This window comes from Paenibacillus sp. MAHUQ-63 (assembly GCF_028765165.1).
Lineage (GTDB): Bacteria > Bacillota > Bacilli > Paenibacillales > NBRC-103111 > Paenibacillus_E.
Map to the genome: position 1 here is coordinate 32,305 of NZ_JARADB010000013.1, position 15,174 is coordinate 47,478.

Annotated in this window: 17 protein-coding genes; 1 reads left to right on the top strand and 16 read right to left on the bottom strand. The window is 51.6% G+C overall.

Annotation, left to right across the window (positions count from 1 at the left end; all coding sequences use genetic code 11):
• Nucleotides 1-3: 3 nt before the first annotated feature.
• The 16 genes from PUT07_RS33260 to PUT07_RS33335 form a co-directional block, all read right to left on the bottom strand.
• The gene (locus tag PUT07_RS33260; protein ID WP_274473101.1) at nucleotides 4-1,017 is read right to left on the bottom strand and encodes an NADH-quinone oxidoreductase subunit C; all 1,014 of its coding nucleotides are present in this window, start codon (nucleotides 1,015-1,017) and stop codon (nucleotides 4-6) included.
• Nucleotides 1,014-1,532, bottom strand: coding sequence for a NuoB/complex I 20 kDa subunit family protein (locus tag PUT07_RS33265; protein WP_274473102.1), 519 nt, complete (start codon nucleotides 1,530-1,532; stop codon nucleotides 1,014-1,016). The genes PUT07_RS33260 and PUT07_RS33265 overlap by 4 nt, the downstream gene beginning before the upstream one ends.
• On the bottom strand, nucleotides 1,517-1,882 hold the full coding sequence (locus PUT07_RS33270; protein ID WP_274473156.1) for an NADH-quinone oxidoreductase subunit A: 366 nt from the start codon (nucleotides 1,880-1,882) through the stop codon (nucleotides 1,517-1,519). Before PUT07_RS33270 ends, PUT07_RS33265 begins: the two co-directional genes overlap by 16 nt.
• 234 nt (nucleotides 1,883-2,116) lie before the next feature.
• The gene (locus tag PUT07_RS33275; RefSeq protein WP_274473104.1) at nucleotides 2,117-2,518 is read right to left on the bottom strand and encodes a F0F1 ATP synthase subunit epsilon; all 402 of its coding nucleotides are present in this window, start codon (nucleotides 2,516-2,518) and stop codon (nucleotides 2,117-2,119) included.
• 37 nt (nucleotides 2,519-2,555) lie between these two features.
• On the bottom strand, nucleotides 2,556-3,953 hold the full coding sequence (gene atpD, locus PUT07_RS33280) for a F0F1 ATP synthase subunit beta (RefSeq protein WP_274473105.1): 1,398 nt from the start codon (nucleotides 3,951-3,953) through the stop codon (nucleotides 2,556-2,558).
• A gap of 49 nt (nucleotides 3,954-4,002) precedes the next feature.
• Entirely contained in the window at nucleotides 4,003-4,860 is an 858-nt protein-coding gene (atpG, locus tag PUT07_RS33285; RefSeq protein WP_274473106.1) for an ATP synthase F1 subunit gamma, read from the bottom strand.
• A 124-nt stretch (nucleotides 4,861-4,984) separates the two neighbouring features.
• Entirely contained in the window at nucleotides 4,985-6,499 is a 1,515-nt protein-coding gene (gene atpA, locus PUT07_RS33290; RefSeq protein WP_274473108.1) for a F0F1 ATP synthase subunit alpha, read from the bottom strand.
• 48 nt (nucleotides 6,500-6,547) lie between these two features.
• Entirely contained in the window at nucleotides 6,548-7,081 is a 534-nt protein-coding gene (locus tag PUT07_RS33295; RefSeq protein ID WP_274473109.1) for a F0F1 ATP synthase subunit delta, read from the bottom strand.
• A complete protein-coding gene (atpF, locus tag PUT07_RS33300; protein WP_274473110.1) occupies nucleotides 7,078-7,563 on the bottom strand; it encodes a F0F1 ATP synthase subunit B in 486 nt (161 codons plus the stop codon). Before atpF ends, PUT07_RS33295 begins: the two co-directional genes overlap by 4 nt.
• A gap of 78 nt (nucleotides 7,564-7,641) precedes the next feature.
• On the bottom strand, nucleotides 7,642-7,866 hold the full coding sequence (gene atpE / locus PUT07_RS33305) for a F0F1 ATP synthase subunit C (protein ID WP_274473111.1): 225 nt from the start codon (nucleotides 7,864-7,866) through the stop codon (nucleotides 7,642-7,644).
• An 81-nt stretch (nucleotides 7,867-7,947) separates the two neighbouring features.
• Nucleotides 7,948-8,646, bottom strand: a complete 699-nt coding sequence (gene atpB / locus PUT07_RS33310) for a F0F1 ATP synthase subunit A (protein ID WP_274473113.1) — start codon at nucleotides 8,644-8,646, stop codon at nucleotides 7,948-7,950.
• 33 nt (nucleotides 8,647-8,679) lie between these two features.
• The gene (locus PUT07_RS33315) at nucleotides 8,680-9,063 is read right to left on the bottom strand and encodes an ATP synthase subunit I (protein ID WP_274473115.1); all 384 of its coding nucleotides are present in this window, start codon (nucleotides 9,061-9,063) and stop codon (nucleotides 8,680-8,682) included.
• Entirely contained in the window at nucleotides 9,060-9,281 is a 222-nt protein-coding gene (locus PUT07_RS33320) for an AtpZ/AtpI family protein (RefSeq protein ID WP_274473117.1), read from the bottom strand. Before PUT07_RS33320 ends, PUT07_RS33315 begins: the two co-directional genes overlap by 4 nt.
• Before the next feature lie 223 nt (nucleotides 9,282-9,504).
• Complete coding sequence (wecB, locus tag PUT07_RS33325; protein WP_274473118.1) at nucleotides 9,505-10,641, bottom strand: non-hydrolyzing UDP-N-acetylglucosamine 2-epimerase; 1,137 nt, start codon at nucleotides 10,639-10,641, stop codon at nucleotides 9,505-9,507.
• Nucleotides 10,642-10,668: 27 nt separating this feature from the next.
• Nucleotides 10,669-11,298: a uracil phosphoribosyltransferase gene (gene upp / locus PUT07_RS33330; protein ID WP_274473119.1), complete on the bottom strand. Its 630-nt coding sequence runs from the start codon at nucleotides 11,296-11,298 to the stop codon at nucleotides 10,669-10,671.
• Between the two features lie 139 nt (nucleotides 11,299-11,437).
• On the bottom strand, nucleotides 11,438-13,282 hold the full coding sequence (locus PUT07_RS33335; RefSeq protein WP_274473120.1) for an ABC transporter substrate-binding protein: 1,845 nt from the start codon (nucleotides 13,280-13,282) through the stop codon (nucleotides 11,438-11,440).
• Nucleotides 13,283-13,466: 184 nt separating this feature from the next.
• Between PUT07_RS33335 and PUT07_RS33340 the strand changes: the two genes are divergently transcribed.
• Nucleotides 13,467-14,747 (top strand): MFS transporter, encoded by a 1,281-nt coding sequence (locus tag PUT07_RS33340; RefSeq protein ID WP_274473121.1) that lies wholly within the window; start codon nucleotides 13,467-13,469, stop codon nucleotides 14,745-14,747.
• The last annotated feature ends 427 nt before the right edge of the window (nucleotides 14,748-15,174 follow it).

Sequence of the window (15,174 nt, forward strand, 5' to 3'; positions counted from 1 at the left end):
ATCCTACACCTCCGGGTCAAGCGGTTCGTAATCTTTGCGCAAAGGATGGCCGACCCAATCGTCAGGCATCATGATTCGTACGAGGTTGGGATGCCCCGGGAAATCGATCCCCAGCAGGTCATACACTTCCCGCTCATTCCAATTGGCGGTCGCCCATACCGGCGTCACCGACGGGATGATCGGCTGATCGCGGTCTGTCTTCACCTTCACACAATACTCTCGCTTATGTGTCAGGGAAAGAAGGTGATACGCCACCTCCAGGTGCGTCTCTTGGTCTACGCCGGAGAGATTGCGCAAGTAGTCGCAGCGCAGCTCTTCATGATCCCGCAGCGTTACCGCGGCTTGCGGCCAGCGGGAGCTGTGAATGACCACGTAAGGGCGATGCGCATCCCTTTCGTTGATGAAGCTCTCGATGACGGCGTCGTCGCCGACAGCCTCTTTCAAGATCGCCACCAGCCGGTCCAGCAAGGGCTGGTTCGGCGAAGGCTCCTTCGGCGCGGCAGGCTCCGCCGGGTCGGTCTTCGCCGCGCGCGCGCTGGCACGCGCGGCACGGGCTTCTGCGGCGGCCTGGGCTTTGGCCGCCTTCTCGTCATCGCCTGCGGCGCTAGCGCCCGCAGGGGGCGCCTCCGCCGGCGCAGAATCGCCGGCTTCCGCGGCCGCCTTCGCCGCCAGGCGGGCGGCTCTAGCCGCAGCGCGCTCGGCCGCTTTCTCCTCGGCCGTCTTCTCCCGCTCAGCGGCCGGTTCGGCAGGAGCCGCCCGTTCGGCGAGCTCCGCCGCAGGCGAGTCGCTAGGCTCGCTCGTCGTTTGCACCTTCGGGTCGGCGGCTTGATTCAGCGCGGCTTGGTCTACAGCGGCCTGAACATCCGGGCTAAGCGGCGTCTTGCTGACGCGGGCCTCCGGAGAAAGCTTACCGACATCGGCTGCAGCCTCCTCCAACGGCGTTTCGCTCCCTTTGTTCTTCCCCTCCGCAGATGGCTTCTGCTCGGCTTGCTCCTCCGGCTTCTTCTCTTCGCTCATCGATGGATCACCTGCTTCCCGGTTTTCGCCTCATAGCGAATCTTCTCTTGAAGCTTGTTGATCCCGTATATCAGTGCCGCAGGATTCGGCGGACAACCCGGTATGTACACATCAACCGGCACGATCTGATCGACACCCTTCACAACGGAATACGACTTCACATAAGGGCCTCCTGCCGTCGCGCACGATCCCATGGCGATCACCCATTTCGGTTCCGGCATCTGTTCGTACAGACGGCGCAGCAAAGGAGCCATTTTCTTCGTGACGGTACCTGCGACAATCATCACATCGGATTGCCTAGGCGACGTACGGAAGATGACTCCGAAACGGTCCAAATCATAATGAGACCCGCCTGTTCCCATCATTTCGATGGCACAGCAGGCCAAGCCGAACGTTAGCGGCCAAAGCGAATTACTGCGAGCCCATGCTTTCACTTGCTCCAGCGTTGTCATGAATACATTGCGGTTCAGTTCTTCACGTTCTTCCGGCGAAATCGATTCTAGACTGAAGTCCATTGCAGCACCTTCTTCTTCCAAGCGTATATTAATCCTATGGCTAGCAAGGCTACAAAAATGCACATTTCCACTAAAGCGAATAATCCAAGCTGATTGTAAGCAACAGCCCAAGGGTATAGGAACACGGTTTCTACATCAAAGATGACAAACATCAAAGCAAATAAATAATAACGAATGTTAAACCGGATCTGCCCTTCACCAACAGGCTCGTTCCCACTCTCATATGTCGTATACTTCTCCACGACGGGTTTGCTCGGTCTTAACCATTTGCCGATCGTAAGCGCTGCCACCGGGAGGATAATACCTAACCCAAGAAAAATCGCTACGATTACATAGTTATTTGTGTACATCATCTGAATGTAACCGCCTCCATTCTTATTTGCTTGTCATTTAACACCTATCAGATTTGGCAATATTCACCTTCAATATTATACCAAAAGTACACAGGGGCGTCGATGACTAATTCCAAGCCCCCGTTTGTCACACCTAGTGTGTAGATTTTCCATAATTATCATAAAATAATCGACATATGCGAAAAAAAGCGAAGGAACTCGGGTTCCCTCGCTTTTTCGGTCCTGCATCTATTATTTGCCGGATACGCTGATCCGGTTCAAAGCTCTTTGCAAAGCGGCTTCCGCACGCTTGAAGTCAACGTTGCTTTGCTTCTCAGCAAGACGTTTCTCCGCACGTTCTTTGGCTGCTCTTGCGCGCTCTACGTCAATATCTGCTGGCAGCTCGGCGCTTTCCGCCAGTATAACCACTTTGTCCTTACGCACTTCCATGAAACCGCCGTTCACTGCGATGATCTCGTCTTTGGAGCCCTGCTTCTTCACAGTAATCGAGCTGATTTTCAATGGCGTGACGAGTGGAATGTGGTTCGGCAGAATTCCAAGCTCCCCTGCAACACCCTTCGCTACAAGCATGTTCGCTTGCTCAGCGTACACTTTGCGCTCAGGAGTAACAATTTCAAGTAGGAATGTACTCACTTGGATTCTCCTTCCTCAGCTTACGCGTAAGATAGCCTTACAGCGTTTTCGCTTTCGCGATTGCGTCCTCAATCGTACCTACGTTGTGGAACGCTACTTCAGGAAGGTCATCGTGCTTACCTTCAAGAACTTCTTTGAAGCTGCGCACAGTATCTTTCAATGGTACATACAAGCCTGGGAAACCGTTGAACGGCTCAGCAACGTGAAGCGGCTGAGACAAGAACAGACGGAGACGACGCGCGCGTGTAACAACCAGTTTGTCCTCATCGGACAACTCATCCATACCCAAGATCGCGATGATATCCAGAAGCTCTTTGTAACGTTGAAGAACTTGTTTAACGCCTTGTGCTACTTTATAGTGCTCTTCGCCCAGAATTTCAGGCGTCAAGATACGGGAAGAGGATGCAAGCGGATCTACCGCTGGGAAGATACCCGCAGCCGCGATGCTACGCTCCAAGTTCGTTGTAGCGTCCAAGTGAGCGAACGCTGTCGCTGGAGCCGGATCCGTATAGTCATCCGCAGGAACGTAAATCGCTTGAATCGATGTTACGGAACCTTTTTTCGTGGATGTAATACGCTCTTGCAATTGACCCATTTCTGTAGCCAGGGTTGGTTGGTAACCTACCGCGGATGGCATACGGCCAAGCAAAGCGGATACCTCGGAACCTGCTTGTGTGAAACGGAAAATGTTGTCGACGAACAGAAGAACGTCTCTGCCTTCAACGTCACGGAAGTATTCAGCCATTGTCAAACCAGTCAAGGCTACGCGAAGACGCGCACCAGGAGGCTCGTTCATTTGACCGAAGACCATCGCTGTTTTCGCGATAACGCCGGAATCTTTCATCTCGTGGTAAAGGTCGTTACCCTCACGAGTACGCTCACCTACACCTGCGAATACGGAGATACCGCCGTGCTCTTGCGCGATGTTGTGGATCAGCTCTTGCATCGTTACGGTTTTACCTACACCCGCACCCCCGAAGAGACCGATTTTACCACCTTTTGCGTAAGGAGCCATCAAGTCGATAACTTTAATCCCTGTTTCAAGAACTTCCGATTTGGTGGACAGGTTCTCGAAAGCAGGTGCTTCTTTGTGGATCGGACTGCTGAGTGTGCGGTCAACTGTATCGTTACCATCGATTGGGTCACCGACTACGTTGAACACGCGGCCCAAAGTTGCTGGACCTACAGCTACGGTAATTGGAGCACCTGTATCAACAGCTTCGGCGCCGCGCACAAGTCCGTCCGTGGAAGACATCGCTACGCAACGTACGAGGTTGTCACCAAGGTGAACAGCCGCTTCAACCGTTACGGTAACCGTTTGTCCGCCTTCCGTTTTTTCAATTTTGATTGCATTCAGAATTTCAGGGAGCTGTCCGCGATCGAACTCGATGTCGATGACAGGCCCTGTAATATTCACAACGCGCCCTTTGCTCATGGTTTCCCTCCTAAGAAAAGCTTCGCCTCTGACCGAGGCGTTTTATCAATTAAGCGTTCGCGTTCGCGCCGCTGACGATTTCCGCAATCTCTTGCGTAATGGCAGCTTGACGTGCACGGTTGTATGCCAATGTGTAACTGCTGATCATTTTCGTTGCATTTTTCGTTGCCGAGTTCATCGCTGTCATTCTCGCACCGAACTCACTTGCTTTACCTTCCAATACTGCGCTGTAAATAATGGTTTCCGCATATTTCGGCAGCAGCACTTCCAGAACGCCTTCCGCAGATGGCTCATATTCATAGCTAGCTGTAGAAGCCACTTTCACATCCTCCATCGGAAGCAGGCGAATCGTGGTTGGTATCTGACTGATTGCATTTTGGAATTTGTTATACACCAAGAACAATTGGTCGTATGTGCCATTCTCAAAGTTGGCAACAGCAGCAGCGGCAATCGATTTAATATCCGAGAACTTCGGAGAATCCGGAAGTCCTGTTACTTCCTGAACGATCGGAACATTGCGTTTCTTAAAGAAATTGCTACCTTTACGTCCGATAACAAAAACCGCGTATTCCGACGCAGATTTGTGTCTTTCGTTAATTTCCGACATTGCCTTCCGCAATACGTTCGCGTTGTAGCCTCCAGCCAAACCACGGTCCGAAGTGATAACCAAATAAGCGGTTTTCTTCACTTCGCGCGTTTGCAGCATCGGATGCTTCACACCTTTGGAGCCTGCTGCGATGCTTGCAACCACTTCTTTCAGCTTATCCGAGTAAGGACGGGCTGCTTCCGCTGCTTGCTGAGCTCTGCGCAGGTTCGCTGCTGCGACCATCTCCATCGCGCGCGTAATTTGCTTCGTGTTTTGAGTCGATTTAATCTGGCGCTTAATCTCGCGCATTCCTTTTGCCATACCTGTCACCTCTCTTTTGAGGCTTTGGAAAGCCTTCATTCGAAGGCCTGATCTCAGGCAGCCTGTTCGCTGCCCAATCTCAGGCTAACACGGGACCTGAAGTTCCGCCGGGGAAACTCAGATATTATTCAGAAACTGCGAAGCTCTTCTTGAAAGCAACGATCGCATCAACCAATGCTTTATCGTTATCCGCAGTAATATCTTTCGTATCATTAATGCTGTTCAAGATTTCCGGACGGTTGGATTCCAGGTAAGCCAAGAACTGCTGCTCGAAACGAGTTACGTCTTGTACCGGAATGTCATCCAAGTGACCTTTAACAACGGTGTACAGGGAGCAAACTTGCTTGGCAAGAGAAAGCGGCTGATGCACGCCTTGCTTCAAGATTTCAAGTGTACGAACCCCGCGGTCCAGACGAGCTTTCGTCGCTCTGTCAAGGTCGGAACCGAACGCTGCGAAGGCAGCAAGCTCACGGTATTGCGCCAAGTCTACACGCAGCGTACCGGCAACTTTTTTCATGGCTTTCGTTTGAGCGGAGCCCCCTACACGGGATACAGAGTTACCAACGTTAACCGCTGGACGCTGACCGGAGTAGAACAGGTCGGACTCAAGGAAGATTTGACCGTCCGTAATGGAAATTACGTTCGTAGGAATGTATGCGGAGATATCGCCCGCTTGAGTCTCGATGAATGGAAGAGCCGTAATCGAACCGCCGCCAAGCTCATCGTTCAATTTCGCAGCGCGCTCCAGCAAACGGGAGTGCAGGTAGAATACGTCCCCTGGATAAGCTTCGCGACCTGGTGGACGACGGAGCAAGAGGGACAACTCACGGTATGCAGCCGCTTGTTTGGACAAGTCATCGTATACGATCAATACGTGCTCGCCTTTGTACATGAAGTACTCGCCCATTGCACAGCCCGAGTACGGAGCCAACCAAAGCATAGGTGAAGGCTCGGAAGCGGATGCTGTTACAACGATTGTGTAATCCAAAGCGCCGGCAGCACGAAGTTTCTCAACAACGCCTACAACCGTGGATTGTTTTTGACCGATAGCGACGTAAATACATTTCACGCCGTTACCTTTTTGGTTCAGGATCGCATCGATAGCAATCGCTGTTTTACCTGTTTGACGGTCACCGATGATCAACTCACGCTGACCGCGACCGATTGGAACCATCGCGTCAATCGCTTTGATCCCTGTTTGCATTGGCTCATGAACGGATTTACGAGCCATAACGCCTGGAGCCATGTTCTCTACAGGGCGGAATTCCGTAGAAGCAATTGGACCTAAACCGTCGACCGGTTGACCCAGGGAGTTAACGACACGGCCGAGAAGGGCTTCCCCAACAGGAACCTCCATGATACGTCCAGTACGTTTTACTGCATCGCCTTCACGGATATCCTTGTAAGGTCCGAGAATAACGATACCGACGTTGCTTTCTTCAAGGTTAAACGCGTAGCCAAGAACGCCATTCGAAAACTCAAGCAGTTCGCCTGCCATGACGTTTTCCAAACCGTGAGCACGAGCGATACCGTCCCCGACTTGAATGACTGTACCTACGTCAACCACTTGCATATCGGATTTATAGTTTTCAATCTGTTGTTTAATCAATGAGCTGATTTCTTCAGGTTTGATACTCAACGAACGTCACCCCTATTCTTACAGTGCATGTTATTAAAAACCGGTCTCTTAAACCAGAGCTTTGGACAGGCGGTCCAGCTTGCCTGCCAAACTGCCATCATATAAACGGTCACCGATGCGTACTTGAATGCCGCCGAGCAGCTTAGGCTCGACAACAGCAGTTGCGCGAATCGTTTTTCCCGTCAGTTTGCTGAAATGCGATGCAATTTCCGCTTGTTGAGCTTCAGTCAGTGTGAAGGCGGAATAAATGGTTGCACTGGCTTGGCCGAGTGCTTCATTCGCAATTTTCACATAATCGCTCACCAGAGCGGAAAGAATCGCTTGTCTTCCTTTATCGATCAAAACCAGCAGCGTGTTCCACACCGGCTCGGAAACTTTGCCCTCGAAAATCTGCTTCAGCAGGTCCGTCTTGACGGTCGCCCCGATGTTCGGATGGTTCAGGAACTTCTGCAAGTCCGCATTGTCCCTAATCGCACTAGCTACAGATTTCAGCTCTTCTTCGACTTGGGCAATTATTCCCTTGCCTTGCGCTACTTCAAAGAGAGCTCTGGCATAACGCTTCGCTACGACGATGTCACTCATACGTTGCCTCCTACCTCTTTGAGGTAATGCTCAACCAGTTGCTCTTGTGACTTTTCGTCGATTTGCTTTTCAATAATTTTGGAGGCAATCAGAACGGACATCGCGCCGACTTGGCTGCGAAGTGCGGCAACCGCTTTGTTCTTCTCGCTCTCAATATCTTTCAAAGCTTCTTCTTTCAGACGAATCGCTTCTGCTTGTGCAGAACGAAGAATATCATCAGCTTGTTTGGAACCTGTCAATTTCGCTTGCTCGATGATATCGGTAGCTTCCTTGCGCGTTTGTTGCAGAACTTGCTTTTGTTCCTCTAACAGTTGTTCAGCTTGCTTGCGGCTTGTTTCAGCCGTTTGAATTTGTTCTTTAACCAGCTGTCTGCGTTTTTCCATCATGCCGAACAGAGGACCGAACGCAAACTTGGAAAGCAACAGATACAGAATCAAAAACGCGATAATTTGTATAAAAAATGTGGACCATTCAATATGCAAGTAACGTCACTCCCTTCTGATAAGGTGGGCAAAATGAAGGCGTGGTGGCGACTTTCGCCATCCCCGCCGAACGATTTCTTAAGCTTGCCCCATAAAGATGAACGCAAGAACCAATGCAACGACCGGCATTGCCTCTACCAGACCTACCCCGATAAACATTGTTGTTTGAAGCGTACCACGAAGTTCTGGTTGACGGGAAATACCTTCCAAAGCACGACCTACGATCAAACCGTTACCGATACCTGCACCAAGTGCTCCCAAACCGAATACGATACCTGCTGCTACTAATGCTATTGCTCCCATTGTGAAAATCCTCCTTAAACTCTTCTAAGTTTATTTTAGTTGTATAAGTTGACTCGAGACTTCCCGAGGTAAGTCTTGCTTCTAATGTTCTTCTTCATGGACTAACGTTTGTGAGATGTAAACCATTGTCAACATTGTGAATACGAAGGCTTGAATAGCGCCAACGAACACACTGAAGCCCTGCCATACGAAGAGAGGCGCAATTCCAAACCATCCTGCTCCAATAATGACAGATATCATAATTTCACCTGCATAAATGTTACCGTAAAGACGGAAAGCGAGCGTAAGCGGCTTTGATACGACTTCAATCAAGTGAAGGATCAACATTGCCCCTTTGTACTCAAAATAGTGCGCGAAGTAATGCTTCGTGTTACGCGTAATCCCTAAGTAATGGCTTAATACGATTACGATAACCGTAAGCGCTCCTGTAACAGCGATGTCGGCTGTTGGCGATTTCCACCAAGTAGTATGATCTTCCGTCACGATAGAGAAAGGAAGACCGAGCATGTTGCCGATAAAGATGTACATAATGAGCGATAGACCTAACGCGATGAATCCTTTGCCATGCTTGGACCCGATGGTGCTTCCGATGATTCCTTCTACGAATTCGATCGTCCACTCCATGAAGTTCTGCAATTTCGAAGGATTTGTAACAGACGCCTTGCTGGCCCCTGCGATTGCGAGGATAAGCACAATAATGGAGGTAATTCCGATCATCAATAGTGCAGATGCGTCGAAGTGAATACCTAACCACTCAAATCCTGGTGCGTGATGTTCCATGTTTTCCAATTTCACCCCTTTCATCGAATGGAATTACTTCTTAGACTTCCTAATAGAAAGAATACCCAGTACGAGTGTTGCCAATTGAGCAAAAAAGTATCCCACGATCGTCGTGGTTAACGCGACATGTTCCGGATACCTTACGGCAACTAAGCCCGCGAAGCCAGCAACTGCTGCCCTTGTCAGAAAACCCAGGGTCACCTTGCGCCCTTTCTGCTCTATCGCAGCTGCTCCCAACTTGTTAATTTTCCAGGCCAGAAACCTTGCATTGATCATACTCGCAGCGGAGCCGAGCATAATCCCGGCAAAATAGATCCGGTAATCAACAAGAAGCGCCCATGCAGCCAAACAAAAGGATAAAAAGAAAAGAAACACATTTTGAACCGTTTTCAGAGTGGCTGAAAATTCATCCATCATAGCCCTCCGTACTGCTTAATCATGAAGTAAATGCTTATGACTCCGGTTACAAGCCCTAGCAAGAATCCGCCTAGCAACCAGAACTGTCCACCTAGTGTCCGGCTTAGCCAATCGCCGAGCAAATATCCGGCTCCTAAACAGACCACGAGGTCTATGCCGATCGCACTAGTTAACGCAACTGCCCGCCACGGATTATCATTGGGATTTTGCCGTTTCATCGCATCCTCCTGAAGGCTTTCCGCCTGGGAAAACCCGTTTCATAGACATCATGCTACGAATCCTCATTTATTGTATCGAAGCCATGCAAGGTTTGTCAATTGACAGAACTTCACAAGTGTCGCCCCCCCAAACACCTGAGAGCCTTGCGGCTCTAGGGTTTGCGAGTTTCCAAACCAAACAGTCGAACTGTACGCTGTAGCGTTTGTCATGATTTTGTCACGGTTAGAATGCTTCAGGACGCTCCGAGACCTTGCCGAAGTGATGCAGAATCCCTTGAACGATCCGTTGCGACGCTTTGCCGTCCCCGTAAGGGTTGGCGGCTTGGCTCATTTTATTGTATAAAACAGGATCGGTAAGCAGCGCGCGAGCACGCTCATAGACCTTCTCCTCGTCCGTTCCAACCAGCTCGAGCGTGCCGGCTTGAATGCCTTCCGGACGCTCTGTCGTATCGCGAAGCACCAGCACGGGCACCCCAAAGGAAGGTGCTTCTTCTTGAATGCCTCCGGAATCCGTCAGGATCATATGGGTATGCGGATAAAAATTATGAGTTTCTACGACATCCAGAGGTTCGATTAGTTTTATCCGAGGATGATTGCCTAATATTTCATGAGCTGGCCCTTGCACAGCAGGACTTAGATGGACCGGATAAACGATGGCGATATCCTCAAACTCATCTGCAATACGCTTCACAGCGCGGAATATCTGGCGGTGCGGCTCGCCTTGCGACTCCCGGCGGTGCGCCGTCATGAGAATGAGCTTGCGTCCTGCAGCCCACTCCAGAATCGGGTGCTGATAGTCCTTCTCCACCGTATATTGGAACACATCCGTAACCGTATTACCCGTTACATAGATTTGGGACTCCGATTTATTCTCTTTGCGCAAATTATCAGCCGACAGCTGTGTCGGCGCGAAATGCAAGTCGGCCAAAACGCCTGTCAGCTGACGATTCATTTCTTCCGGATAGGGCGACATTTTGTTCCATGTGCGCAAGCCAGCTTCGACATGGCCGACTTGAATCTGCTGCATGAAAGCGGCGTAGCTGGCAAGGAACGTAGTCAATGTATCGCCATGCACGAGAATTAAGTCCGGCTTCGCTTCCTTGAAGACGGGCTCTAAGCCTTGAAGCACGCGGATCGTAATTTCGTTGAGCGTTTGGCGGTCTTTCATGACATTCAAGTCATAGTCCGGTTTAATATTGAAAATATCGAGCACCTGATCCAGCATTTGGCGATGCTGCGCCGTTACGCAAACAAGAGATTCAATATGCTCCGGATGCTTCTCCAGCTCCTTAATCAGCGGAGCCATCTTAATCGCTTCGGGTCTTGTCCCGAAAATCGTAATGACCTTCAAACGTTCCATTCGTTCTTCTCCCCCATCGTAAGCCTATTATTTCGTGCCGAACAAACGATCTCCTGCGTCTCCCAATCCAGGTACGATATAACCATGATCATTCAAATAGTCATCTACGGCAGCGACGTAAATATCAACGTCCGGATGCTCCTGCTGAACCGCTTTGACCCCTTCCGGCGCAGCAATTAAGCACATCAGCTTGATCTGCGTGCAGCCTCTGCGCTTCAATACTTCGATCGCCATATTGGCAGAGCCGCCTGTAGCCAGCATCGGGTCAATCACAATCAATTCCCGCTCCTGCACATCCGTCGGCAGCTTGACATAGTATTCGACAGGCTGAAGCGTGTCCGGATCACGGTAAAGACCGACATGTCCGACTTTCGCAGCCGGAATCAGCTTCAATACGCCATCGACCATCCCCAAGCCCGCGCGCAGAATCGGAATCAAGCCCAGCATTCTTCCGGAGATGATGCGGCAATCCGCCGTCGTTACCGGTGTCTTCACCTGCACATGCTCAAGCGGAATATTTCTCGTAATCTCGTAAGCCATTAACGTAGCCACTTCGTCTACAAGCTCCCGAAAATCTTTGGTCTTCGTGTTCTCATCCCGAATATACGTCAGCTTATGCTGAATCAGCGGATGATCACAAATAAATAACTTCCCCATAAATATCCTCCTAAAAATCTACACGTTATATGTATGTTACCCATTTAGCGTCAAGGTACGACAAACCTCGTTTATTATATCATATGTTATCCAACTTATCCTAAAAAAACCGCCTGAGAGCTGCTCTCAAGCGGTTTAGTTACACAGAAAGTGAGTTTTCTTCTTCCATGGAATCCGTCCGGTACCAGATGCTCTTAAAATCAAACCATCCGAGCGTATTAAAAGTTATGCCCTGCAGATGAGGGCTGTATACCAATTGTTGGGTGGTATGCAGCAAAAATAGAACCGCATAGTTCTCCGACACGAGCGACTGCATGGCGCGAATCCGCTGCATTCGCCTGAAGGCGTCAGGCTCCGCTTCAATCGAAGCGATCGTTTCGTCGAATATTCGGCGCTGATCGTCCGTTGCGAAAGTGCGCACGGCAAGATTGCCGACTTTGTACATCTCGATGAGGCAGCGGGCTTCATCATCGTCCGCCACGACGCCGCCCATAATGGCATCGGCCTCCAGCAGGAGAGGAACCTTCGTCATTTGTTGAAACGTGTACTGCTTCAGCTCGACCGGGATTCCAATGGCCCGGCAAGCGGCCTGAATCCATTCGGCCTGGGCGCAATTCTTCTGGGTGAAGACCATCTTCAAGGGTTCGCCGGCATAGCCGCATTCCCGCAGAAGCTCTCTCGCCCGCTCAGGTTGATTATCGTCAGGCTGCGGCCCCGGTAGCTCGGGCGGCAGGAAATCGGCAGCAGGTCTGGCGTGGTAAAGACCAAGCTCCTTAATCAGCCCGCACCTGTTCAGAACGAGCTCTACCGCCTGGCGGAACTTTAGCTGCTGCTGCGGCCCCTGCTTCCGCAAATTAAACACGATCGTACTGGAGCCCAGCATCATAATCTCCTTCTTGTACCAATGGGCAGGAGCCGGCTGTTTGTAATGGTTGAGCTTCCCCATCTGGAAGTTCAGCTGCTGCCATCTCCGCTCGCTGACATCGTCCGGGACATATAACAGCTCGATCCGGTCGAGATGGGCGCCTTCCCGGTAATAATCCTCGAACGCTTCGAGCGTCACGCCCCCGGCATCGTGCCTCACGATGCGGAACGGTCCCGTACCGACAGGCAGCATGCTGGCATCCGCCACTTTGGTCGCGCTGTATACGTCGGCCGGCACAATCGCCGCCTGATACGAGCTCACATAGTGCGGCAGCAAATAATTCGGCGCATGCATCTCCAAACGAACCGTTAACCGGTCGAGAGCGCGAATCTCCTTCACCGACTGCAGGAGCCAGCGGTTCGGCGAGTCTTCCGTGCCAATGGTCCGCAGCCGATTGAACGTGAACACCACATCGTCAGCCGTCAGCTCGCGGCCATGGTGGAACCGTACCCTTTTGCGCAAATAAAAGGTCCATTCCGTGGCATCGTCGTTGCTGGCCCACTCATGGGCTAGACCCGGCACCACCTCGCGGCACACCGGATTGTAATAAAGCAGCGTGTCGAAGGCCTGCTTAATGAAGTGCAGATCGCGCGAGAAGAGCACGTCCACAGGATCCAGAGTCAGCACGCGGATCTGCATCGGCAGCCGAAGCGTCTCGGCATTGCCGGTCTCGCAGTTGCCTCTGTAGCCGAAATAGCTGCCCAGCCAAGCCAAGAACCGGTCCATGACGGCTCCGTCCAAGCCATCCATTTGAAACATGCTCATGGCGCTGTTCAAGTTGCCCTGTTCGACAAGGAGCTTCGCTTCCGCCAGCAGCAGATCTTCCGCAGGAACCAAGAACCGGATGGCGGAACGGTGCCCGCGACCGCGGCCCGGGGTCCAGACGATCCAGCCCATCTCGCTCATTTTGCGGATCAATATTTTCACGTTACGTTCCGTACAAAAAAGGTAGCCGGCAATTTCTTCAACCGAAACGGGCACGTCCATATACGTGTGGGGGATATGTAAGGCGCGCGTTACCGATGACTTCAACTGCGCATACTGTAAGGCAAGCTGCATGAAATTACCCTCCTCTTACACGAATTACCAAAGAGTATAGTGGCGCGCCAGACATTCGTCAACATCCTTTCGAGGGAGGAAAAGGTGAAAGTTTTCCAAAGCTATGTACACTTTTTAACTTACGGTCATTTGGTATGATGGGTGTACCTAGCTTGGCCAGAATCTACGAAACAGGTGATGCAGCATGACTTTCTTCCAATTCCACCCTAATGTACGGCTGCGCATTGCGCTAAGTTTTTTGACCAATATCCTCAGCAACATGATCCTTCCGTTCATGTCGATCTATATCGCACGTACGCTCGGCACGACGATAGCCGGTACGGCGACAACGATATCCATCATCATAGCCTTGCTCAGCGCCACCCTCGGGGGCCATTACGCCGACCGGGTCGGCCGCAAAAAAATGATGCTGATCGGAGAAGGCGTCGCACTGCTCGCTTATGCCATCATGACCTTCGCCAATTCGCCGCTCTGGCATTCAGCAGCCCTGACGCTGATCATGACGCTGATCTCCAGCGCTTCGTGGGGACTGAGCAAACCGGCCGTCGAGGCCATGCTGATCGATGTGTCCGGACCGGATACGCGCAAAGCGATCTATCGGATTAATTATTGGTCGAATAACCTGGCCATTTCCGTTGCGGGGATGATCGGGGGCTTTTTCTTCAGCGACTATCTCTTCGAGCTTCTGCTTGCAGCGAGCCTGATGTCGCTTCTAGCGTTCCTGATTACCGCCTTCTTCATGTCGGAGACGATGCCGGAAGCTGACCGTGACCGGACCCAGACCGATCAAGACCTGCCTGCCGCACGGAAGCAGCAGGTGTCCATGCTCGAACGGTACAAGGAGGTGCTGCGGGACCGCCGGTTCGTGATTTATTTACTCGCCAGTGTCCTCATCGTGTCGGTAGAGATGAATTTAAGCGGATATATCGGCGTACGGATTGCCCAGGATATCCAGCACACCCCGTGGCTTCCGGGATTATCCGCAGCCGTGGACGGGCTGCCGCTCGTCGGAATCTTACGTACAGAGAACACGATCGCCGTCGTGCTCCTCTCCCTTTTCGTCGGCCGACTGCTCAAGAACAGCTCCGATACCAGGGTCATGCTGCTTGCCATGTTCCTGAATGTGGCCGGTTACTCGTACCTCGTATTCGGCGGCCAGCCGGCCTTACTGCTGCTGCTTATGCTTGTGGCAACCATCGGGGAGATCACCTATGTTCCGCTCAAGCAGGCGATGCTCGTGCAGCTCGTCCCCGATCATGCCCGCAGCTCTTACATGGCGCTCAGCTCCATGACCAATCGCGTTGGGATCATGGTCAGCGGCCTGAACATGATCATCGGCGGCTTCCTGCCGACCGGTGCTATGGCGGTGTTCATCCTGCTGACCGGTGTCATCGGAATAGGCATGATGGCGTCCATTCTGCCAAGCCTTAAGCAAGAAGAACATGTGCGGCATGCCGCGTTGTGAGCGAAAGGCCGGACTTCGGCGTCAGCCCGCGTTCCGCGTTCCCGCCGTAATTCTTCCATTACCGGGCCGCGTGCTATTTGGCGGCTTGCCGCTGTTTCCTGCACCATAGGGATAGTGTCCATATGAAAAAGCCCGGTCATTCATGACCAGGCTTTTTGTTCGTATTTAAGAGACCCACGAGCGAACGCCATCTTCCGATACGACACTCCGTTCGTTTGGAATTCCTCCGCTTCTAACGGACTGAGACGCCGCTATTCAACGATTTCCATGGGCAAAATTAACCCTATCGGACTCAGATGACGCTATTTACCCAAAATGTTCCCGATCAGGCTTTAATTCCGCAAATAGAGGTTCTCTAGTCCGTTACAACAGCAATATAGGCCGAAAACCTTAAATAACGGCTCTACTGTCCATTAGAGTCCGTTAG

What these genes read in the sequence shown, in the direction of transcription:
- PUT07_RS33260 (WP_274473101.1), bottom strand. Translation starts at nt 1,017, where the DNA reads ATGAGCGAAGAGAAGAAGCCGGAGGAGCAAGCCGAGCAGAAGCCATCT.
- PUT07_RS33265 (WP_274473102.1), bottom strand. Translation starts at nt 1,532, where the DNA reads ATGGACTTCAGTCTAGAATCGATTTCGCCGGAAGAACGTGAAGAACTG.
- PUT07_RS33270 (WP_274473156.1), bottom strand. Translation starts at nt 1,882, where the DNA reads ATGTACACAAATAACTATGTAATCGTAGCGATTTTTCTTGGGTTAGGT.
- atpD (WP_274473105.1), bottom strand. Translation starts at nt 3,953, where the DNA reads ATGAGCAAAGGGCGCGTTGTGAATATTACAGGGCCTGTCATCGACATC.
- atpG (WP_274473106.1), bottom strand. Translation starts at nt 4,860, where the DNA reads ATGGCAAAAGGAATGCGCGAGATTAAGCGCCAGATTAAATCGACTCAA.
- PUT07_RS33295 (WP_274473109.1), bottom strand. Translation starts at nt 7,081, where the DNA reads ATGAGTGACATCGTCGTAGCGAAGCGTTATGCCAGAGCTCTCTTTGAA.
- atpE (WP_274473111.1), bottom strand. Translation starts at nt 7,866, where the DNA reads ATGGGAGCAATAGCATTAGTAGCAGCAGGTATCGTATTCGGTTTGGGA.
- atpB (WP_274473113.1), bottom strand. Translation starts at nt 8,646, where the DNA reads ATGGAACATCACGCACCAGGATTTGAGTGGTTAGGTATTCACTTCGAC.
- PUT07_RS33315 (WP_274473115.1), bottom strand. Translation starts at nt 9,063, where the DNA reads ATGATGGATGAATTTTCAGCCACTCTGAAAACGGTTCAAAATGTGTTT.
- PUT07_RS33320 (WP_274473117.1), bottom strand. Translation starts at nt 9,281, where the DNA reads ATGAAACGGCAAAATCCCAATGATAATCCGTGGCGGGCAGTTGCGTTA.
- wecB (WP_274473118.1), bottom strand. Translation starts at nt 10,641, where the DNA reads ATGGAACGTTTGAAGGTCATTACGATTTTCGGGACAAGACCCGAAGCG.
- upp (WP_274473119.1), bottom strand. Translation starts at nt 11,298, where the DNA reads ATGGGGAAGTTATTTATTTGTGATCATCCGCTGATTCAGCATAAGCTG.
- PUT07_RS33335 (WP_274473120.1), bottom strand. Translation starts at nt 13,282, where the DNA reads ATGCAGCTTGCCTTACAGTATGCGCAGTTGAAGTCATCGGTAACGCGC.
- PUT07_RS33340 (WP_274473121.1), top strand. Translation starts at nt 13,467, where the DNA reads ATGACTTTCTTCCAATTCCACCCTAATGTACGGCTGCGCATTGCGCTA.